Raw genomic sequence first — 21,556 nt, forward strand, 5'->3', positions numbered from 1 at the left:
GACAGTTGCCTGCTTGCAATGCAAGTAGGTGACAAGGAGCATTTATGTGTCATGGTTCCCGTTTTAGAAACGAAAAACTAAAGCGCTCATGCTTTAAACGTTATGTATATTTGGTGATCTCTTGCTCGCTATTGATGCTATTTGTGACTCGCTTTGCTAGCGCTTCAGGTCATACCCAAGGGCAAAATGAGCAGTTAACCCAAGGCTTAATGAGTTATCAAATTGCGAATGCAAATAGCTATGTGAATAAAAATACCAATAGCCATGGCATCGCCCAAGATGGCTTAGTGCAATTTGGTGAGCCCCAAGCTGAGCAAACTTATTATGCATTGCCGCTAAGTACTTCGGTTGATATCAATGTCACTGGCATGGTTAGCCGCGTTAAAGTTGTGCAAACCTTTAAAAACCCAACCAATCATTGGATTAATGGCGAGTATGTATTTCCTTTGCCTGAAAATGCTGCCGTAGACTCATTGCTGATGCACGTTGGTGGCAACACGATTGTTGGCATTATCGAAACCAATAAGCAGGCGAAGCGAACCTTTGAGGCGGCAAAAGCCCAGGGTAAGCAGGCAAGCTTAATGCAGCGCCATCGCAGTAATATTTTTAGTACTGATGTCGCGAACCTTGCACCTCAAGGGGAAATGCAAATTGAGTTTTACTATCAAGAGTCATTGGCGCTAAGAGATGGTGAATACAATTTACATTTTCCTATGACCATCACGCCGCGCTATCAACCCAAGCAACTATCAGAGTTTGACAAGCCACTGCCAGTAATGCGCTTTAGTGCTATGTATCAGAATCTATTTGGTCAAAGTAATACGGCTAGCATTGAGCACACTGCCGATCAGTTATCTAAGAATCAGTTATCAGAGTATGAGCTAGCTGAGCATAGGTTAACTAACATCAATTACGCAGGTTTAAACCAAGTAATAAACCCGATTGAGATTAACGTTAAGTTAGACACTGGCTTTGAACTGGCATCCGTATCCAGTGCTAGCCATAACATTAAGCCTTTTCAGCACGGTGATGCTTGGTCTATCTCGTTAACCGAGCAGGCAACGCCAAACAAAGACTTTCTGCTCAGCTGGACGCCAATGGCGCAAGCAAATGTTGAGAGTTACTTGTTCAGTCAGCAAGGTCAAACTCATGTGCCTGCAGCAAACACTACACCCGCAGAAACGAAAGTAGCCGGCGTTGAGCCACACAAAGTGACACCAACGAGTCACTATCAGTTATTGATGGTGATGCCGCCGCAGGAGTTAGCACAAGCCCAACAAATAAGCCGCGAGTTGATCTTGGTTATTGATGTGTCTGGCTCTATGTCTGGTGACTCAATTAGGCAGGCAAAACAGGCGCTTAACTATGCGCTAGCCGGACTAACACCACGGGATCGCTTCAACATTATTGCCTTTAGCGACAGGTTGACTCAATTGGCGGTAGAACCTTTAGCTGTTAACAGTCGCAACTTAGGTCTCGGGCAGCAGTTTGTTGCAAGTCTTGATGCTAATGGTGGCACAGAAATGGCGCCAGCACTAAAGGCAGCACTGACTTCAAGTCATAGTAATGGCAATGTTGGTGTTAATGCTGATGGCGAACATCAAACAAAGCACCAAGTCAATCAGCATCAAGCTAACTCGCACAAGCTTAAGCAAGTTTTGTTTGTCACAGATGGTGCAGTGTCTAACGAGCAGCAATTGTTTCATATCATTGATACTCATTTAGATGATGCGCGTTTGTTTACCATTGGCATTGGCTCTGCACCCAATCGCTACTTTATGCAACTTGCGGCGTTGGCAGGTAAGGGCAGCTACGTATACATCAGTGATGGTCAGCAGGTGAGCGAGAGAATGGCAAAGCTGCTGGCAAAGCTTGAACACCCTGCGTTAACCGATATCAAAGTCGCTTATCAAGATGGACAAATTCCTGAGTACTGGCCAAGTGTGATTGGCGATTTGTATTTGGGTGAGCCTTTGGTGCTGAGCATCAAAACCAGTGCACAAGCTCAATCTAATCCACTTGTTGTTAGCGGCAATATCAATGGTCAATATTGGCAGCGCACGCTTGCTACCGATGAGCCAACTCAAGCCGCAGGGTTAGATTTACTTTGGGCTAATCAATACGTCAATGCACTGGAGCTGACTCAAAACCGCGCTAATCGCCAACGTGTCGAGCAGCAAATTGCAGCCATTGGCCTTAAGTATCATCTAGTGACCTCACAAACCAGTTTAGTGGCGGTAGATGTTACACCAGTTAACCCTGACCCAACTAATAGTGTTGATGGATTTGTAAGTAACCTTTTGCCTGCGGGATTCGATGCTAGCAAGCAGCGCGCAAGCCAATCTGCCAAGCAGTACGCAATGCGCCTACCACAAACAGCAACCGATAGCCGCTTATGGTTGTTAATTGGTTTTTGCTTGATGTCTTTAGGGCTTGGGCATGTTGCATGGCAATGGCAGCGCCGCAAAGTGAGCAGAACATTCGGTCAATACGCTGCCTCTGTTTCGTTATCAGCCGCGGATTAGGGAGGGTTAGTTATGGCTAAGACCACTATAGCAACCACTCATTTTAGTGCCCGCACTTTTCATTTGATTATTACAGTACTGCTGGTGGGAGGGGGATTAATGATGGTATTTAAGGGAGGATATATGCAGGCAAAAGCCCATTTCGCGCAGTACTTAATTGAGAGCGCATTTGAACGTAGTTTACAAGACCAACAGGCTCACAAGCCTTGGTCTTGGGCTGATACTCACCCTGTCGCTAAGCTTACTATAAAACGTAAGCTTAGCAGTGGCCATACTCAAACGGCGCCTTTATATGTATTGGATGGCGCCAGTGGCAGAACCATGGCGTTTGGGCCTGGGCTGATGCACACTGGTGCGCCTGTTTCTGCTAATGGCAATACCATTATTACTGGGCATAGAGATAGTCACTTCTCAGTGCTGCAATTGGTGCAGGTTGGCGATGAAATCGAGTTAATTGACACGTCTGCACAAGTGCTTACGTATGAGGTAAGTGATATTCAGATAGTGCATGAAACCTCTACTCATGTGTTAAATTACAACGGCGATACTGAGTTAACGCTAATTACTTGCTATCCGTTCGAGGGCATTACCAGTCAGACTGAATATCGTTATGTCGTCAGCGCCACGTTGAAAACTGATACTGAAACAGATGGGCAACAAATCGAGTTCGCGTCCACGTCCACTCAAACAAGCAATAAAAAACACGGCTATATGTAGCCGTGTTTTTCTTTTTATAGGGGCAACCGACAAGGGGGAAATTAGCTAATTGGCATCACCCGATTGCGGCCCAAGCGTTTAGCTTCATAAAGCTGTTTGTCTGCCGCTTCGATTAACTCTGCAACCCCTTGTTTTTCGGTAATTTGATGTACGCCAAAAGATGCGGTGATAGAGTCGATAACTTTGTCGCTGCGTCTATCTTTTACGGTAAGCTTTTCTAGGGCGCGGCGGATCCCTTCAGCTAAATGCCTTGCTACTCTTTGATTGCTATTAGGACAAATAATGGCAAATTCTTCGCCACCGTAGCGATATAGCTTGTTGCCATCACGGCAGGCTTCCTGAATACGTTTAGCTACGGTTTTTAGCACTAGATCGCCAAGTTGATGACCAAAGTTATCATTAAAGTTCTTGAAGTGGTCAATGTCCGCGAATATTAGACTGCACTGGGTTTCTTTATTTGCGACTTGCGCGACAATGTCATCGTCAAATGCTCTGCGGTTTAGCACATTGGTTAAAGAGTCAAATAACACGTCTTTTTCCGACTCAGCCAGTTTTGATTTTAATGATTCGATTTCCGCTTGAGCTTTAAGTAGCTGCTCGGTAAAGCTAACGGTGCTTGAGCGGATGTTGCCTTGTTCTTTAACGATATTACGCACCACAGCGATGATTTGATCCAGCGAAAATCCACCATCTTCAATTTCGCTTAATTTGGCAAAGTCTTTTTCAATTTGCTCCTGGAATACCTGAGTATCTTTATTGGTGTCTTTTACTGATTGCGCTAAGTCTATCACCATGGCATCGAGGCTCTTGCGAAGTGAACGCACATCTAACTCAACCGGATCGGCTACGTGCTGGCGATAAAGTAATTCACTGGTGACGGGAGAGCAGGTTTGATTTTGTTCAATTGCCTCATCCATAGCTTTATTTAGCTCAGGTGTTTGCTCACCGACATAGGTATACCAGAGGGCATAATTGGTTGGTGTAGTAGGGATTTTGTACTTGAGCATTAACGGAACAGCTTTTTTAAGGTTCGCGGCGGCGGTTTGCAATAGATTGTTTGACATCGAATTTATCTAACCTCGCAAAGATGACCTAAAAAGCAGCAAATATAACAAATACACGTTTATGGCTGCATGTTTAGATAACTATAGCAATTTGTCTGAAAGCTTAAGTTGATTGTATGAATTTGTTGTTGATTTAGCTAGGTAAAGTTATGTGAGCTGACTCGTACTACACAGATACTGTTATTGGGGCGATAGTTGGCAACTAAGACATTGCCTATAGTCTAACGCAAGGTAATTGAGTCGCAACAAACGTTGCGCGTGAGCATTGATTACAACTGAAAATAACTAGAAATGATATTGAACTGAAAAGCGCGGACCTGTGAAGCTGTAGTTAAGATTATAATCGGCAAGGTGGAAGTCTTGATCACCGAAGCTAACGTTCTGAGCATAATCTACATCAACTTCGTAGTAGTTATAGCCTACAGACAGCTGCCAGTTGTCACCAACGTTTGTCTCTACAGAGGCGCGAATATCAATTAGTGAACCTTTGACATCATCGTACTTAATGGCGAAATACTGGGCGTGCCCGCCAATTGTCCAGCCAGGGATAAATTCGTAAGTACCATAAATACCAATATCGGGAAGCGGTGCGGTAAGGCTTTCATCAACGACTCTTGGGTTTGCCACAAAGTCGTTACATGCCGAGTTAGCCATCACTGTAGGTGAACACAAACCGATTGTTCCCTCAAAAGCGGTTTTGATAAACATGGTGTGTAAACCAATCGATGCACCAAAAGTGTAATCATCGCCTTGGAATAAATCGTAACCATAGCCTAAACGCATAATGTCTATGTTTAGCGTGGTTTTTAGTTGAGCGCCAGCTTCTACAATGTAAGTTTTGTCATCGTTTGGGTTGGTGAAAATCCAGGTATCTTCAACATAAGGAGTATTGGCGGTGCGATGCAGAGATTTCCAATCGACGTAAACATGGTGTCGATCATTGAACGACCATACAAATTCGAAAAAGGGAAGAAACTGATCTTCAGCCAGAAATAAATCATCCTCAAAATCCAATGGAAAAATACCACCAGTTTCAGGATTGGTAACATTCATATAAGAGTCTGAGCTGGCATAAAATGCACCGACACGAAAAGCGAACGAATCTTCTGCAGTCACATCAGCAACAGCTATTGGAGACATAGCTAATAGCAAAGAGCAAGCAAGTGCAGATTTGAACATGGATTTAGTGCCTTTCATTATTATTGGTTTTAGCGCTTTTTATCGTTATGAATGCCAAAAGCGACGTTTACTTCGTTGCTCAGGACTAATTTAGACTCAAAAGATATTAGCATCTTGTAACCAAATGTGAAGCGGTTGTGATAAAAATATTGTGGTAAATCAAATTTGTGCAGAAGTTGCGGCATTTATCGCGTCAAAGTTTATTGCAAATTCTTGCAAGTGACATTTTTTGCGACTTAAAGTTGGCATATCACATAATTTTGACGCTCTTAAAGTCAATATTTACTGTTAAGCAAAGGGCTAAGCGCTTAAATGAGTGCAGAGGGATTTTTGAACTTAAAGAGTGCTAGCACTGGATGAAAATGCGGAAGTGTCTAGTGATAGAGCAAGGTGTGAGTTGGTGGAAATTGCGCAAACGTAAGAGAGTGTGCACAAAGTGCTGGCAAGATTTAAGCGCTGGCAAATGCACTCAATCGAATACCCTTAATAGAATGCGCTCAACCTAATGTACACAAATTGGTAAGCGCTTAAACTTATAATGGATGAATTAGCCTGAATTTACATAAACGCATTGATGAGCACTGCGCCCCAGACAATGCCGCATAAGGTTAATGCGACAAATACTGCTGCTGAGCCAATGTCTTTAGCCCGGCCGCTTAATGGGTGAATGTCGTCACTTATTCTATCTACTACCGCTTCAATAGCAGAGTTCACCAGCTCGACAATGAGCACCAGAAAAACACATGCAACAAGCAATAGCTTTTCTACCAGAGTGACTGGTAGCAATGCCGCGATAGGTAGCATGATTATCGCCAGGACAAGCTCTTGACGAAATGCAGCTTCATTTTGCCAGGCCGCTTTTAATCCTTTCATCGAAAAGCCGGTCGCGCGGATAACGCGTTTAATTCCATGATTGTTTTCTGGTTTCATAAGACTTTGTAGTTGTTATCAGTTGTGTAATGGATGGTCTATGCTTGTTTGGATTGGCATTATGCCACTGTTTTATACCAATTGGGATAAATAAGTGATCAGAGATTACGCAGGAAAAATCGCTTAGAACAAGGCGGAAATTGCAGCTAGCTAGTTACTCTGCCTACAAAATTTCTAACGAAGTTATAAGCGCTTTTAACCAGTAAGAATGATCAAATAGTCGTTCTAATTGGTATTCTTATATCAACAAGCAAGGAAGCTAACTATGAAATGTCGCGCCCAGCAAGCGCCTGTTTGCATGTGCATTTTAATCATACTTTCTGCAGTTTCAATCAAGTCAACTCAAGGACCGTATCGATTACATCTGGTCATTACTTTGTTACTTAGCTTATTACTCAGTCTGTTATTGGGTGTGTGCAGCGCCGAGTCAAATGCTAACACCTTAGACTTATCAAAAGTGCAAGACACTCCGCCGCAATTACAGTTAGCCAAAATATATCAAAGCGATATTCAAATAGAGGATTACTTAGTCAGTGAAAAGCTCGATGGCGTGCGCGGCGTGTGGACAGGAACAAAACTTGTCACTAGAAAGGGCAACGCTATTGATGCGCCTGTTTGGTTCATTGCGCAATTGCCTAAGGGTGTTTGCGTTGAAGGAGAGTTATGGCGTAAACGTGATGACTTTGAAACTATCTCTGCTTTAGTGAGAACCAAACAGCAAACTGAGCATACTCAAGCCTTATGGAAGCAAGTCAAACTTATGCTGTTTGATGCACCCTGTATTGATGGCAGTTTTGAACAGCGTTATGAATATTTAAAACAGCTATCGCTGGGCAAAGTCAATATTGCAGCGATAGAGCAGAAAAGGGTGCCATCAAATGATGAGTTATTCGACTGGCTAGATGATGTGGTCACAGCAGGCGGTGAAGGGCTGATGCTGCATAAGATGAATGCACGTTATTTCCGTGGCCGCACAGATAACATAGTCAAGCTCAAACCCAAACATGACGCTGAGGCAAAAGTGGTCGCTTACACTGCAGGTAAAGGCAAGTACCAAGGAATGGTAGGTGCATTGGTGGTAGAGCTAGAAGACGGTAAACGTTTTAAAATAGGTTCAGGGATTACCGATGTTCAGCGACAATCTCCGCCGCCCCTCAACAGTATTATCACCTTTGAATATTCGGGGGTTACCAAAAACGGCGTACCACGGTTTGCTCGGTTTAAACGAGTTAGGCATCTTGATAAAGACGATTAGCCTTAAATTCAGATCGTCAATGCCACGCTAAATAGGGCTGCACGATTAAATTACTTTCTATATGAGAGCTGAGCAGCATTTACCAATGATACAATGACTGTGTTTTTATACAGGTTTAATTTTTATGCAGGGAACTTCGCTAATCGCTTCTCGTTATGTAAGTTACAAAATTCTCGGTTTACCAAATGGGATACTGATAAGTTACTGATTTTATAAGTTTAAACTGTTATCAATCGTTTACATAACGAGACCTGATATTTCTCGCTTATCCAAATTCTCGGTTTCACCAGCGCTAGATGCTATTGCTGTTTCTAGACTTGGTTGGTAAGTTATTGGAAATATTAATTAAAAAGCGTATTGCAGTTTGAGTTCTGGCGAAATGTTAATGGATTAAATCGGAATTCCCGCTAATACGCTGTTAGGTAACTCAAAAGGAATTGTCGTGAAATTCTTCTTAAGTGGTGAAATTGATGGAACAAAGCCGCAAGACCAAATCGATAAAAAGTTTCAAGTTGCTAGCGACTACGTTACTGAAAAGTTGAGTCCAATTCTTGAGGTAGAAAGCTACGGAGATGAAGTGGCTGAGCTAAATATTATTCCAATAATCGTAAAACTATCCGATGAAATGGAGGCGGCTGGTTGGCATAAAGAACGGAAACTTTTTAAAAGAAAATCACACTCAACTGACTTCCGTTTACGCATTGATTATGACGAATTTTGCAATGGTAGTGACTAACAAAGGATCAAATTACTAATCGGTAACATTATCGAATCTGTGCGTCTACTTAGTCAGCGCGCAAACAAAAGTTTTGACGGTCAGCGACTAGAGTCTGATATTCGAAATTGTTTTGGCGTATCCGTTACCTAACAAGCGCATAAAGTGAAGGGACTGTTAACGCTTGGCTCGGTTCCGCTTCGCTTCACAGTATAGCCAAGCATTATCAGCCCCTTATGCGGGCGTTAGGTATTCCTCAAAATTTGTATGAAATCTTATATTGGTGGTAAATACATTCCATTAAAGCTAGTTCTATTTCCAGCACTAGCAATGTTTAGTGTTCTACTTTTCCCAATTATGCCAATAACTTTGTATTTGAAAGACGTGCCTTTTCAAAATAGGTCCTCTGCGTTTCTGATGCTTTCATTAATTGGTGTCGCAATGACAAGTATCTTTAGCTTTATGGCTTGGATTTTTTGCGAACTATGTGCTTCTAAATTATCTCGCATAAAATCCGCTATTTGTTTTGGAGTAATTAGCCCTCTAGTTTTAATAGGTACTTTAACGTTGGTAGCAATGGTAAAAGGTAACAATTTTCTGGAGGGTATAAATACCCCACAAGGTTTAGAAAACGTATTAATTCTAAGTGTAAGTTCGTTTATCATTTCAGTTGTTATCTTTTGGCAAAGTACAAAGAATACCTAACAAGTTACTCAAAAGGACGCAAAACGTTTGGCTTGTGCTCCTTCATCGCTAATTTTAGCCAAGCATTTATGCGCCCATTAGTAAGGCGTTAGAATTTAAGGACTCCTAGTGTATAAGCCTAACGAATTGAAAGACGATACAACAGGAATTTACAAAAGATTTCCAAAGCTATCTACTTACGTTAAGAATATAAATAAATGGAGTGTGGACTACAGCCAAAGTGTATTAAGGCTTGAAAAATGTTCTAGAGGAGAAGACTTTCAATTTAGTCATATGTCTAGAGAAATGAGCGAAAAACTCAATATGGAATACAGTGAAAGGAAATATACTCTATATAATATGGGACAAGATTTAGGTCAATATTCGACTAGGTTGGTACTCGATGCTTATTCAGAGTGTTTTGAAAACAATAAAGATTGGGAAAACACATTCAGAAAAGCTATTACGTTTATGTATTGGTCTACCAAAATAGAATTTGTGCTCCTAGAAAATTCTTTGGAAGAGTTTCATAGTGGTAAAAGAAAACAAAAAACAGTCTGCCATTTACGTCATGTGGGCTCAACTATAGGTTTTTGCTTGTCCTTGGGATGGTTAGATTTTGCACTTGATTTGCGAAATAGAATTAATTTCGCATTGAAGAATGAAGTTGTAAATGATGGAGGGGATAGTTTTGGCCGTAGGAGAACTCAACACTTCCTGATTCGACTTATAAATTCTTATGATGGAAGTAAAGATGTTCAGAGATTAATTGAGACTAAATGTGCATATGATGCCCCTTTACTTAATGAACTGATTGAAAATTGGGACATGAAATGTAATGAAAGATTTGAAGAAATGATTATTAAGCTTTGTGACAGGCATACACACCAGTGCAGACAGGATAGTTTTAATGGAAATAGATATTATGATTTTCAAAACCTTTCGTTGGAATATTATTACCCTTTAGAAGTTTTAAGTATATTTTTTCTAAGAAAAACACGAGGATTAACTAATCCAGAAATAGATCATCCAATTATGAAGTCTGGCCTTGAGAACATTGACCAAACGATTAAGCCATATGAGAGTGAATATTTGTCAAATTTACTTAGATTCGCGAGGAAATCGTCTAGTAAAATCTAACACATATGAACCTACTGCCATCAAATAAACAATAAGAGTTTTTAGCTGCCGAGAGGCAGCTAATTTCTTCATAAATCAGCAAAAAAACTACTTCGCTCTGTCATCGTAGCCGTTAAAATTGTTTACAGCAAACACCTATAGAGGCTCTCTTATTGAGATCTCATCACTGCCTAACTCTGTCATTCCTTTAGTTGGCTAGGGGGGGCACTAGACATTCATCGGATAACCTTATGAAGGCACTATTCAAGTCAGTTGGCTCGTTAGTCCAGTTAGCTATAGGCTCAACTAAGGTGTAAACAGGTTTGCTCATTGTTAATGCGCATCAATTGAGTTTCTAATCAAGACTAAGGATATTCCTCCAATAAAGTATGCAGTCATCGCAGAATAGGTTAAAGTTTTCGTTGGTGTTCTAATCTATTTGCTGTTCAATTAAATTTAAGTCATTGTATTTATGAAAAATAATAAGATTTCTAGCGTCCTATTCGTATGTATGGGCAACATTTGCCGCTCGCCAACTGCAGAAGCGGTATTTAGGCAGCAGGTTGCTAAGCATCAACTAGATGTGTTGGTAGACTCAGCTGGCACCATTGCTTATCACCAGGGTAATGCACCAGACCCACGTTCTGTAGCTGCGGGTGTTAAACGCGGCTTAGATTTTTCAGGTATGAAAGCAAGACAAGTTACTAACAGTGACTTTGAAAACTTTGATCTGATATTAGCGGCTGATAATGACAACATGGCGGACTTACAAGCGCGCTGTCCAAGCCATTTGCAGCATAAGCTTAAAATGATTTTAGCCTTTGGCGATGCAGATGTGACTGAAGTGCCAGACCCATACTATGGCGGTAACAAAGGTTTTGAGTTGGTACTCGATTTATTAGAAGACAGCTTGTCGGCACTTGCTATTAGCATTAAATAACAAGTGGGCCAGCCAGCAGTGCTAAGTGCAAAGTCATAAAGTAAGTAGCCGATTTTAAGCTAATAAAAAGCCACAGTGATGACTGTGGCTTTTGCAGTTTTCGGCTTAGGAAAGCTTAAGCGCAATAGGGATAAACGTTAGACGCAAACAGGCGCGGTTAATATTTAGCGCAAGCATTAGTGCAAACACTACTTAGAACAGAGGTAACTAGTGACGCTTTCCTGAACGTTTGCGTTTTTCTTGCTCTTGTTTTTGCTTTTTAAGCTCTTCTTTTTCTGCCAGTAGTTCTGCCACTTTTTGCTTTTCAACTTCCGCCATTGCTGGAGTTTCAAGGGTTAGCTGACCAATCTTGCCTGAGCGGAACTCGTGTAATAACAGTTCTGATACTTTGTGGTAATCAATACGACCGCCACCGCTCAATGCGCCACGTGAGCGGCCAATGGCCTCTAGCAGTTCAATATCGGTTTCTGGCAATTCTTTTAGCTTGTAACGCTCCATCATTTCTTGAGGGTACGCTTTTAAAAAGTACTCAGCTGCGAACATGGCGACATCGTCATATTCCATAGCCGTATCTTTAATCGCGCCAGTAACTGCTAAGCGGTAGCTGCTTGATTCGTTGTCTACCTTAGGCCACAAAATGCCTGGTGTATCGGATAGTACGATACCATTGCGCAGATTAATGCGTTGCTGATTCTTGGTGACTGCTGGCTCGTTACCCGTTTTCGCGATAACGCGACCTGCAAGGGTATTGATAATGGTAGATTTACCCACATTTGGGATCCCCATGATCATGGTGCGAATGTCTTTTTCGGTAACGTCGCGGTGAGGCACTAATTTACGGCAGATATCAGGGATTTTTTTGACCATGCCAGGTTGCAGTGTGGTGATAGCAGAGGCTTTGACACCTTGCTCTTGTTCAAAGTACTCAATCCACTGCTCGGTAATAACCGGATCGGCAAGGTCAGCTTTGTTGAGTAACTTAATGCACGGTTTTTCGCCACGCAGTTTAGCAATCATCGGGTTTTCACTGCTATATGGGATACGCGCGTCGAGCACTTCAATCACGAGGTCGACTTGAGGCATAACCTTCTCGATCTCTTTGCGCGCTTTATGCATGTGTCCTGGGAACCATTGAATAGCCATGATGTTGCCTTTTGTCACTCAAAAATGAAGCGGTATTCTACCTTGTTCATTGATTAAAAGCACAAAAAAAGCGCCCGAAGACGCTTGTTTGTTGTGCAGCTGTCAAGCCCTAAGCTTAAATCACCCCAAGTTCGCGTAGTCGCTCCATAAGGTAAGAGTCGGCTGTGTATTTGTCTGACAGCACTACCTCTGGGTTTGGATGTAAAAACAGCGGCAGTGAAATACGTGATTTCGTTTTGTCAGCGCCTTCTGGGTTTATCACACGGTGCGATGTTGATGGGAAGTAGCCTTGGGAAGCTTCTTGCAGCATGTCACCGATGTTAATGATGAGGTTACCAAAGTCACTTGGCACATCAATCCATTCGTCAGTTTTAGTTTTAACCTGTAATCCTGGCTCATTGGCGGCAGGTAATATGGTGATAAGGTTAATATCTTCATGTGCAGCAGCGCGAATTGCGCCTAGTTCTTCATCACCTTGAAGTGGCGGATAGTGTAATACTCTAAGCAAGGTTTTTTGGCTATTCTCAATCATTTGCGATAGTGGGATTGAGTAGTGTTTGGCTACATCTGCTGGCGAGTATTTTTCAATCCAGCTGAGTAACTCTGCTGCTAACGCGTTGGTTGACTCATAGTATTTAAGAATATTTTGTTTAAGCTCTTCAGGAATGCGGCCCCAAGGGTACACATGGTAGTACTCTTTGATGTCTTTAACGCTATGGCCTTTGGCGGTTTCTGAGATAGAAGCTGGGAAGAATCCGTCTTGCGTTTCTGGTTTAAACAAAAAGTCGTCTTTGTTGTCGCTATTGAAAAATTCGTACCATTGCTTGTAAATGGTCTCTACCAGCGATTTCTCAATTGGATGATGGCTTAAGACCCCAAAGCCAGTTTCGTGGAGCGATTTTACAAATTGCTCGGCGCAGTTTTCACTGCGGTAGTCGATAGTTTCTAGTTTCATATTTATGATCTTATTTTTATAAGTTTTTATGTGTGTTTTTATCAGCATTGGGCGAGTTCTTGTGACTCGCTCCAATTTGAACCCGAGCTAATGGTAGCTATTGTCGCAATTGGCTGCAATTATTTGATCGTGATCACTAGGGCCTGCTGTTCTTTGCTGATTAGAATTTGTTCGAATTAAAAGCACTTTAATCGCGACGCGAGCGATGACGTCTAGTCACCTAAACAAATTCGCTCGCAACAAAGAGTAAAGTGCTTTTAAACGAACCGTTCCGGCAGCGCTTGTTGTCATTTCTACTGCGTTAACGACTTATCATGTGGAACAACCACACATCAAAGCCGCTGCCTTGTATAAATTTCCAACAAGCAGCTGCAAAAATAATCTTGAAAGAGCAGCAGGCCCTATATTACCGTACACTTGATAGAGATTAGGTCATATCATCACATCGACTAGAGCAAGTCCAAGGTGAGATTTGTGGTAGAGGAATAACATGAAACCACTAACAGAGTTTGAACGTTATGTAATTGAACAAAAGGGCACAGAGCGGCCGTTTACAGGCGAATATGTCGATCACAACGCTAAAGGTGTGTACTGCTGCAGGCGCTGCGAAGCACCGCTTTATTTGAGTGAACACAAGTTTCAAGCTCATTGCGGCTGGCCTGCTTTTGATAACGAAATCAAAGGTTCGGTAACACGCGTGCCGGATGCTGATGGACACAGAACTGAAATTGTATGCGCTGAATGTGGAGGTCACCTAGGGCACGTATTTGAAGGTGAGATGTTAACGCCGGCTAACGTGCGCCATTGTGTTAACTCGGTGTCGATGACGTTTAAAGAAATCGAAGAGAGCGTAATAGATAATGAAGCTAAGCAGTCTACTAAGCTTGCCACCTTTGGCGGCGGTTGTTTCTGGTGCTTAGAGGCGATATTTTCACGCTTAGATGGGGTTGAGAAAGTCACTTCAGGTTATAGCGGTGGCTCTGCAGAAGATGCCAACTACGAGAAAGTATGTAGTGGCAACACTCATCATGCTGAAGTTGTGCAGGTAGAGTTTGATGCTACGAAACTTGATTATCAAACCTTGCTTGCGGTGTTTTTTAGCTCACACGACCCAACCACGCTTAACCGCCAGGGTAATGATGTAGGCCCACAATATCGCTCAGTGATATTTGTGCATGATCAAGTGCAAGCAGACCTAGTTAATGCAGCGCTTGCTGAGCTTGAATCTAAGCAGGTGTTTAATAACCCAGTTGTGACGCAAGTGGTTAAATTTGATGAGTTTTATGCCGCCGAACTAAAACATGAAAATTATTATGCAAACAATCCTCAACAGCCTTATTGTCAGATGGTGGTTAAACCTAAAGTCGATAAGGTGACTGAGCTGTTTCAGCACTTATTGAAGTAACTTTCTGTTTAGTAGAGGGTTGTGTAGCAGTGGGTTGTGTATGCGGTAGATAGCAAAAGAGCGACCCAATGGTCGCTCTTTTTAATACTAACACTAGCTGACTACTATTTAGTATCTAGTAGTTAGTCATGTGAACTGGCTTGTGCTCACTGTCAGTTTGGAAGTAAACATCAACTTTCTTACCGTCAACTTTATAGTAAGTGTTGGTTACGGTACCCATCATGTCGCCACGGCCTTTCCAAAGTGGTTTGCTTTGCAGAAGCTCACGTACTTCTGACTCTGGAGTTTCAATAGATGCTTTCGCCATGAAGCTTTCAGCCGCATCTTGACGCGCAAGAGAGTGTGCTGCGAATGCTTCATCAACAAACTCAGCAGGCTGGTTGTAAACAGAGTGGTTAGCGTGTGCTTTGTACTCACCCTCAGAGTAGTTTACTTTACCGCCGTAAGTGTTCTCGATGTTCATCGCTGGCTGGTTCGCAGAAGCTACCGTGTAAGTGAAGAAAGCTGTGTACTCTGGGTATTTGTCGAATACTGACTTGATGCCTGCGTAATCTTCAGTGTTGTAAACATCCCAGCTTAAGTAGAAAGAAGGAGTCGCAGTATCGCTTAGGATCTCGCCACCGTCTTTTTCACGTAGCGTACCTTGGTCAGCCATGGTGTTCATGGTCATTACTTGAGCACCTTTGGTGACACCACCGTAAGGGATTAGACCAGCCCAAGTTTGGATCAGGCGAGTTTTACCGTCAGTGTCAGTGTGCTTAAGCATTAGCAGACCAGTGTAGTTAACACCCATGTAGTCAAAGTTAGATGCCGCCCATGCTTTATTGCCTGAAGCCGCTACTGCCATTGAAGTACATTTTGCTGGAGCAGATGGGTCGTGAGCACCTTTTTCAGCCTGTAGGAAGCCCATACCGCCGTTGCGTTGAGATTCAAGGATCGCTTCATCTGACATAGCAACTGCAAGAAGAAGGTTAGGGTTCTTGTTTAGTTGATCTGCAAGACCGCGAATGTAAGATGCTGACTCTGGGCTCGCTTTCTTAAGCTTAGCGAATACTTGTTGGTCATCGAAAGACTTAGATAAAGACTCAGCGCTTAGTCCTGGAAGCATTTGACCTAGGGTGTCGCTGAAACGCTCGATAGCGCTTTCTACTTGGTCACCAGCGACTTCACCAACGTGTTTACCTAGCTCGTAAGTAGAACCCGTGAACTGTACTTCACCGATTTGATCTGTGTGTTGGATAAGTTCTGCGTTAGCGCTAAACGCGGTGAATGCGATTAAACTAGCTAGAAGGGTCTTTTTCATGATTCAACCTTAACAATGTGTTTCGACTTGGTTTCATCATAGGGCAAGGTTTTTAACTAGTATTTATTAAAATGTTTAGAATGCCTTAGTAAATATAAGCGTTTGAAATAATGGCTAGATCACGGTTTTTATTGCCTAAACGGCATAACTCCCAAATGATTTGTGATGCCTGTCTCATAGGTATCGTTAAGAAAATGACTGGTAACTGCGTAAAAAAATAGCGACCACTAGGGCCGCTATTTAGTTTGATTTCACTGAGTGATAAAGCCTGAAATTTAAACAGGTTTATGAGTCAAGCTTATCGTCAGCCACCTTGTAGTGTGGATCTTCAATCATATTCACTTCAACCAAGTCACCCGCTTTATGCAGTAGTGCTTTACAATCCTGACTTAAGTGGCGCAAATGTAGCTGCTTACCTGCTTTTAAATAGCGCTCAGCAAGGGTGTCGATGGCATCTAATGCTGAGTGGTCGGCAACGCGTGAGTTTTGAAAATCAATAATCACATCTTGTGGATCATCTTCTGCTTTGAATAGTTCAAGGAAGTTTGCCACAGAGCCAAAGAATAGCGGGCCGTTTACACGGTAAATTTTCCAGCCGTTAGCGTCTGTCGATACTTCAACGTTAATATGCTTAGCGTGCTCCCAAGCAAATACAAGAGCAGACACGATAACACCAACAAATACCGCAAAGGCAAGGTCGGTAAATACGGTAACGGTTGTCACAAGTACAATCACGAATGCATCGTGCTTAGGTACTTTGCGCATCACCTTAAAGCTTGCCCATTCAAACGTACCAAGTACCACAATAAACATTACGCCAACTAGCGCTGCCAGTGGGATAATTTCGATGAATGCTGCGCCGAATAAGATAAAGGTTAGCAAGGCTAGGGCGGCAGTAATACCCGATAGACGACCACGACCACCAGAGTTGATGTTAATCATTGATTGACCAATCATCGCGCAACCACCCATAGCGCCGAAGAAGCCAGAGGTAATGTTACCCACACCTTGGCCAACACATTCTTTGTTGCCTTTACCACGGCTATTGGTCATTTCGTCGATTACCGTTAGGGTAAGGAGTGACTCAATCAAACCAACTGCCGCTAAAATACAGGCGTAAGGCAAGATGATGTAAAAGGTTTCAAAATTGAATGGCACGCTTGGGATGGCAAATGATGGCAGGGTACCTGCAATGGTTGCTGCTTCATCACCACTCATGGTTTTCAAAAAGTCTAATACGTTGCGGGTATCAAGATCTAAACCAACTACTAAACCAGTAACCGTTAAGATAGCAACCAGTGAAGAGGGCACAGCCGTGGTTAGCTTAGGTAGAAAATGAATGATTGCCATGGTTAGTGCCACTAACCCTAGCATGATCATTAATGGCTCTTGTGCCATCCAAACCATATTGCCTGCAGCGTCTTTGACTTTAAACTGGCCAAGCTGAGCGAGGAAAATCACAATCGCCAGACCGTTAACAAAGCCTATCATTACAGGGTAAGGCACAATGCGGATGAATTTACCCAGTTTAAATACGCCCGCGAGAATTTGAATAATACCGGCAAGCACAACGGCGGCGAACAGGTATTGCACGCCGTGTTCAACCACTAGTGAAACCATAACAACCGCCATTGCACCGGTTGCACCTGAAATCATCCCTGGTCGACCACCGATGACTGCGGTGACTAGCCCCATAATAAATGCAGCGTATAAACCTACCATAGGTTCAACATGTGCTACGAATGCGAAAGCCACAGCTTCAGGAATAAGTGCCAGTGCCACGGTTAATCCCGAGAGAATATCGGCTTTGCTACTACTTGTTTTGTGTCGAAGAAGATCGAACATGATGCCTCTGATATGTATTGTTGGGGTTGTCAAAAAAATTGTGAGCATGTTAACAAAAATTAATCACTCACTAAACCTGAAAATAGCCTTAAGTAGAATTATTTAACTTTAGGAGTAGCTAATGTCTTTTCAATATTCAGGCATAAAAAAACCACGCCTAAGCGTGGTTTTTCTTAGGGGTTAAAGGCTATTGACCAGGGCGAGCCATATCTGATGACGCGCTGTTTGCTGTCATCGATTTAGCTGGTTTAGCCGCAGGTGCTTGAGCACTTGCATAGTCTTTACCTTGTGGTGTTTGTTGCGCAGCGCGCACTTCCACACTTGGCTTAGCCATTTCTGAGCCAACCATAGAGCCAAATCGACTCGCAGTTGGTTTCGCTGCTGGGGCTGACACGCTGTTGCCTTCACTCTCAACTGGAGTCTCATTTGACTCTGCCGCTACTTCGGCTTTGTCTTGAGCTTTAGGCGGTTTAATCGCTGCTGGCTTAGCCATAGGTGCAGATGCGTTAGATGCTAGCGCACTCGCAGGTTTTGCTGGCTCTGCTGATGCTGTTGATACAGGCGCTTCAACAGCTTGCTCAGTTGGCGCTTCAGCGACCTTTTCAGTAGCCGGAGTTTCAGCTGGCGCTTCAACTTTTGCTTCAACAACTGGAGCTTCAACCACTGGCTCTTTCACTTCAGCAGGTGCTTCAACTACCTTTTCGGTTGCTGGCTTTTCAACAGGTGCTTCAGCAGGTGTTTCTGTTTCAACAACCACTTCAGTTACGGTTTCAGCAGCTACTTCAACAACAGGCTCTGCAGCTGGCGCATCAACAACCGTTTCAGTTGTCGGTGCTTCAATTACAGCTTCAGGAGCAGGCGTGTCTACTTTAGCCTCAGATTTACTTGGTGCTTCTGATGTACTTGGAGCTTGTGCTTCACTTGTCGCTGAGTTGTTTTCTGCGTCAAGTTGCTTTTCAAGTTCATCTACCGGAGTAAATACTGGTGCTTGAGCGGTATCTTCATCGTCACGGCGACGGCGTTGGCCTGCTGCACGCAGGTGGCGAGGGCTGCGACGGCTACGACGCTGACCTTCACGCTTACCGTCTTCGGCTTTATCTTCCCCAGTTGCTTCAGCTTTGTCTGTAGTAGCCGCTTCAGCTTTTTCTGTGGTTGCAGCTTCTGCTGTCGCTTGAGAAACCTCTACGCTTTCAGCTTTAGCTTCAACAGCAACACTAGGTTGTTCAACAGTCTCTGCTTTAGCCTCTGTTGCTACTTCTACCGTTTCAGCCGCTTGCTCAGTTTCTTGCTCAACTTTTTTCACGCGCTCTTTACGAGGACGGCGAGTACGAGTTGACTTTTGCTCTTTAGCTTTTGGCGCAGCTTGGCCTTCGCTGTTTTGAGTGTCAGCCGCTGGCTTTTCTGTAACTTGCGCTTCGACAGTCGCTTTTACGTTTGCTTCTTCAGTTGCTAGCGCAACTTGTGTTTGCTCGTTATTAGTCGCTTCGTTTTCGATGCGAACTTTACGGCGCATATTACGGCGTTGACGACGCTCGCGAGCCGCTTCTTGCTTAGGGCTCTTTTCTACGTTGTCACGCTTTGGCTTGCTGTTGCGGTTAGCTTTATCAGCAGACTTATTACGCTTGTTCTCGTCTTGATCAGCTTTAGCCTTATTACGCTCATTGCGATCAGCGTTACGATCAGCATTTTTGCGTGAACGGTTGTCATTACCGTCTTTTGCATTCGACTCACCACGCTTACGACGTTTGTCATTACGGTTATCTTGGCGCTCGTTACGACGGTTACGACGATTTTGCTGACCGCCTTTTTTACCTTTGTTCTTGTCTTTGTTGTCAGACTTTTCTTCTTCGCTGCCAAATAGCGAGGCAATAGCACTGAAGATGCGACTGAATAAACCTGGCTTTTCTTCTGCCTTAGCTTTCGCAGGCTTAGCTGCCGGTTTAGCTGGCGTTTGCTTAGGTGCACCAAAGCCTTTGATTGCTGGCTCAGGCGCTGCTGCACGCTCAAGTTTACGTGGTTCGTATAACTTGTTTTCTGGCTGTTCAACGCGCTTGTAGCTCGTTTCAGTCACTTCATCGTCAGCTTTGCGACGTACTACGCGATATTCTGGCGTTTCCATGTGACGGTCTGGGATAACGTATACTTCAACGTCATGACGCTGCTCAGTAATGCGGATTGCTTTACGCTTTTCGTTAAGCAGGTAAGCCGCTACATCAACAGGTACTACCGCTTCAATTTGCTTGGTGTTCTCTTTAATTGCTTCTTCTTCCATTAAGCGAAGAATAGACAGTGCTAGAGATTCAGTGCCGCGAATAGTGCCTTGACCGTGACAACGAGGACACAGGTGACCTGCAGACTCTTCAAGAGAAGGGCGCAGACGCTGGCGCGACATTTCCATTAAACCAAAGCGTGAGATACGACCAAGTTGAACGCGAGCACGGTCACTGTGGACAGCATCACGCATGCGGTTTTCAACTTCACGTTGGTGGCGAACTGGTGACATATCGATAAAGTCAATAACCACTAGGCCACCTAGGTCGCGCAGACGTAATTGACGAGCAATTTCGTCAGCTGCTTCTAAGTTAGTGTTTAGTGCCGTCTCTTCGATATCGCCGCCTTTAGTTGCGCGGGCAGAGTTAATATCGATTGAAGTTAATGCTTCAGTTGGGTCGATAACAATCGAGCCACCTGATGGCAGGCGCACTTCACGTTGGAATGCTGATTCGATTTGCGACTCAATTTGGTAGTGAGTAAATAGCGGTACTTCCGACTCATAGCGTTTTACACGCTCTACAAAGTCAGGGCGCACTAATCCAATGTGTTGCTTAGCTTCTTCAAAGATACGTGGGTGGTCAATTAAGATCTCACCAACATCGCGGCGTAAATAATCGCGAATTGCACGTACAATGACGTTACTTTCCTGATGGATTAAGAAAGGCGCAGGCTTGCTGTTTGCCGCTTCTTGAATCGCTTCCCAGTGGTGTTGTAGAACTTTAAGGTCCCACTTTAGCTCAGCTGCATCTTTACCTACACCGGCTGTACGAACGATTAAGCCCATACCTTGTGGTACTTCAAGCTCTGACATTGCAGCTTTAAGTTCACTACGCTCATCACCTTCGATACGACGAGAAATACCGCCTGCGCGAGGGTTGTTTGGCATGAGGACCAGGTAAGAACCCGCAAGGCTGATAAAGGTTGTTAGTGCAGCACCTTTGTTGCCACGTTCTTCTTTATCAATTTGGATGATAACTTCCTGACCTTCAGACACCACTTCTTTGATGTTTGGACGGCCTTGGAAAGAGTAACCTTTAGGGAAGTATTCGCGAGCGATTTCTTTAAGTGGTAAGAAGCCGTGACGCTCAGCACCATAGTCAACAAAAGCTGCTTCTAGTGATGGTTCAACACGGGTGATTTTACCTTTGTAGATGTTTGACTTTTTCTGCTCATGACCTGGGCTTTCAATATCCAGATCGTACAGTTGTTGCCCGTCAACAAGGGCTACACGCAACTCTTCTGATTGAGTTGCATTGATTAACATGCGTTTCATGATGACATCATTCTTCTAATAATGGTCATCAAACAACAGATTGTCTGCATTACGGGCCTGATCTTCTAAAGTGCAGCCGTCGCGGCTGGTATCAGGCTGGGAGGTGCGCATTACTGTTAGACGCAATCGCTGCGTGTCGCATCCTATTTATGGCTTATTTTCTAGTTGTTACAAAAACAAGGAATTCGTTAGTCAACAAACCCCATAAATCAATTTCTAGTCCGTTAATG

General features: G+C 43.5%; 15 protein-coding genes. 7 read left to right on the forward strand and 8 right to left on the reverse strand.

Features of this window, described 5'->3' with window-relative positions; all coding sequences use genetic code 11:
* The first annotated feature begins 44 nt into the window (after window positions 1–44).
* Window positions 45–2,525, forward strand: a complete 2,481-nt coding sequence (locus tag G3R49_RS07925; RefSeq protein WP_167869261.1) for a marine proteobacterial sortase target protein — start codon at window positions 45–47, stop codon at window positions 2,523–2,525.
* 12 nt (window positions 2,526–2,537) lie between these two features.
* Complete coding sequence (locus G3R49_RS07930) at window positions 2,538–3,242, forward strand: class GN sortase (RefSeq protein WP_167869262.1); 705 nt, start codon at window positions 2,538–2,540, stop codon at window positions 3,240–3,242.
* Between the two features lie 41 nt (window positions 3,243–3,283).
* On the opposite strand, the gene G3R49_RS07935 is transcribed toward G3R49_RS07930, so the two are convergent.
* From G3R49_RS07935 to G3R49_RS07945, 3 genes are all read right to left on the reverse strand, one after another.
* Window positions 3,284–4,306, reverse strand: a complete 1,023-nt coding sequence (locus tag G3R49_RS07935) for a GGDEF domain-containing protein (protein WP_167869263.1) — start codon at window positions 4,304–4,306, stop codon at window positions 3,284–3,286.
* A gap of 285 nt (window positions 4,307–4,591) precedes the next feature.
* Window positions 4,592–5,485, reverse strand: coding sequence for a hypothetical protein (locus G3R49_RS07940; RefSeq protein WP_130597474.1), 894 nt, complete (start codon window positions 5,483–5,485; stop codon window positions 4,592–4,594).
* A gap of 558 nt (window positions 5,486–6,043) precedes the next feature.
* The gene (locus G3R49_RS07945) at window positions 6,044–6,415 is read right to left on the reverse strand and encodes a diacylglycerol kinase (RefSeq protein ID WP_130597473.1); all 372 of its coding nucleotides are present in this window, start codon (window positions 6,413–6,415) and stop codon (window positions 6,044–6,046) included.
* Between the two features lie 265 nt (window positions 6,416–6,680).
* Here G3R49_RS07945 and G3R49_RS07950 point away from each other — a divergent pair, with 265 nt between their 5' ends.
* The 4 genes from G3R49_RS07950 (at window position 6,681) to G3R49_RS07965 (ending at window position 11,128) form a co-directional block, all read left to right on the forward strand.
* Window positions 6,681–7,670, forward strand: a complete 990-nt coding sequence (locus G3R49_RS07950) for a DNA ligase (RefSeq protein WP_167869264.1) — start codon at window positions 6,681–6,683, stop codon at window positions 7,668–7,670.
* A 442-nt stretch (window positions 7,671–8,112) separates the two neighbouring features.
* A complete protein-coding gene (locus tag G3R49_RS07955; protein ID WP_210147139.1) occupies window positions 8,113–8,406 on the forward strand; it encodes an Imm44 family immunity protein in 294 nt (97 codons plus the stop codon).
* 792 nt (window positions 8,407–9,198) lie between these two features.
* The gene (locus G3R49_RS07960; protein WP_167869265.1) at window positions 9,199–10,209 is read left to right on the forward strand and encodes a hypothetical protein; all 1,011 of its coding nucleotides are present in this window, start codon (window positions 9,199–9,201) and stop codon (window positions 10,207–10,209) included.
* Between the two features lie 451 nt (window positions 10,210–10,660).
* Window positions 10,661–11,128, forward strand: a complete 468-nt coding sequence (locus tag G3R49_RS07965) for a low molecular weight protein-tyrosine-phosphatase (RefSeq protein ID WP_167869266.1) — start codon at window positions 10,661–10,663, stop codon at window positions 11,126–11,128.
* 207 nt (window positions 11,129–11,335) lie between these two features.
* Here the strand turns inward: G3R49_RS07965 and ylqF are convergent, their stop codons facing one another.
* Both ylqF and G3R49_RS07975 read right to left on the reverse strand, forming a co-directional pair.
* On the reverse strand, window positions 11,336–12,271 hold the full coding sequence (gene ylqF / locus G3R49_RS07970; protein WP_130597469.1) for a ribosome biogenesis GTPase YlqF: 936 nt from the start codon (window positions 12,269–12,271) through the stop codon (window positions 11,336–11,338).
* Window positions 12,272–12,386: 115 nt separating this feature from the next.
* Complete coding sequence (locus G3R49_RS07975) at window positions 12,387–13,226, reverse strand: isopenicillin N synthase family oxygenase (RefSeq protein WP_167869267.1); 840 nt, start codon at window positions 13,224–13,226, stop codon at window positions 12,387–12,389.
* A gap of 490 nt (window positions 13,227–13,716) precedes the next feature.
* Here G3R49_RS07975 and G3R49_RS07980 point away from each other — a divergent pair, with 490 nt between their 5' ends.
* The gene (locus G3R49_RS07980) at window positions 13,717–14,631 is read left to right on the forward strand and encodes a bifunctional methionine sulfoxide reductase B/A protein (RefSeq protein ID WP_167869268.1); all 915 of its coding nucleotides are present in this window, start codon (window positions 13,717–13,719) and stop codon (window positions 14,629–14,631) included.
* Window positions 14,632–14,746: 115 nt separating this feature from the next.
* Here the strand turns inward: G3R49_RS07980 and G3R49_RS07985 are convergent, their stop codons facing one another.
* The 3 genes from G3R49_RS07985 to rne form a co-directional block, all read right to left on the reverse strand.
* The gene (locus G3R49_RS07985; RefSeq protein WP_167869269.1) at window positions 14,747–15,934 is read right to left on the reverse strand and encodes a C45 family autoproteolytic acyltransferase/hydolase; all 1,188 of its coding nucleotides are present in this window, start codon (window positions 15,932–15,934) and stop codon (window positions 14,747–14,749) included.
* Window positions 15,935–16,219: 285 nt separating this feature from the next.
* Entirely contained in the window at window positions 16,220–17,779 is a 1,560-nt protein-coding gene (locus G3R49_RS07990) for a SulP family inorganic anion transporter (RefSeq protein ID WP_130597465.1), read from the reverse strand.
* Between the two features lie 187 nt (window positions 17,780–17,966).
* The gene (rne, locus tag G3R49_RS07995; RefSeq protein WP_167869270.1) at window positions 17,967–21,326 is read right to left on the reverse strand and encodes a ribonuclease E; all 3,360 of its coding nucleotides are present in this window, start codon (window positions 21,324–21,326) and stop codon (window positions 17,967–17,969) included.
* Window positions 21,327–21,556 lie beyond the last annotated feature (230 nt).

The sequence above is a fragment of the Shewanella sp. WXL01 genome, assembly GCF_012263345.1.
Taxonomy (GTDB): Bacteria; Pseudomonadota; Gammaproteobacteria; order Enterobacterales; family Shewanellaceae; genus Shewanella; species Shewanella maritima.

Excerpts from the sequence above, each read along its gene's own strand:
- G3R49_RS07925 (WP_167869261.1), top strand. The coding sequence starts at position 45 with ATGTGTCATGGTTCCCGTTTTAGAAACGAAAAACTAAAGCGCTCATGC.
- G3R49_RS07930 (WP_167869262.1), top strand. The coding sequence starts at position 2,538 with ATGGCTAAGACCACTATAGCAACCACTCATTTTAGTGCCCGCACTTTT.
- G3R49_RS07935 (WP_167869263.1), bottom strand. The coding sequence starts at position 4,306 with ATGTCAAACAATCTATTGCAAACCGCCGCCGCGAACCTTAAAAAAGCT.
- G3R49_RS07940 (WP_130597474.1), bottom strand. The coding sequence starts at position 5,485 with ATGTTCAAATCTGCACTTGCTTGCTCTTTGCTATTAGCTATGTCTCCA.
- G3R49_RS07945 (WP_130597473.1), bottom strand. The coding sequence starts at position 6,415 with ATGAAACCAGAAAACAATCATGGAATTAAACGCGTTATCCGCGCGACC.
- G3R49_RS07950 (WP_167869264.1), top strand. The coding sequence starts at position 6,681 with ATGAAATGTCGCGCCCAGCAAGCGCCTGTTTGCATGTGCATTTTAATC.
- G3R49_RS07965 (WP_167869266.1), top strand. The coding sequence starts at position 10,661 with ATGAAAAATAATAAGATTTCTAGCGTCCTATTCGTATGTATGGGCAAC.
- ylqF (WP_130597469.1), bottom strand. The coding sequence starts at position 12,271 with ATGGCTATTCAATGGTTCCCAGGACACATGCATAAAGCGCGCAAAGAG.
- G3R49_RS07975 (WP_167869267.1), bottom strand. The coding sequence starts at position 13,226 with ATGAAACTAGAAACTATCGACTACCGCAGTGAAAACTGCGCCGAGCAA.
- G3R49_RS07980 (WP_167869268.1), top strand. The coding sequence starts at position 13,717 with ATGAAACCACTAACAGAGTTTGAACGTTATGTAATTGAACAAAAGGGC.
- G3R49_RS07985 (WP_167869269.1), bottom strand. The coding sequence starts at position 15,934 with ATGAAAAAGACCCTTCTAGCTAGTTTAATCGCATTCACCGCGTTTAGC.
- G3R49_RS07990 (WP_130597465.1), bottom strand. The coding sequence starts at position 17,779 with ATGTTCGATCTTCTTCGACACAAAACAAGTAGTAGCAAAGCCGATATT.
- rne (WP_167869270.1), bottom strand. The coding sequence starts at position 21,326 with ATGAAACGCATGTTAATCAATGCAACTCAATCAGAAGAGTTGCGTGTA.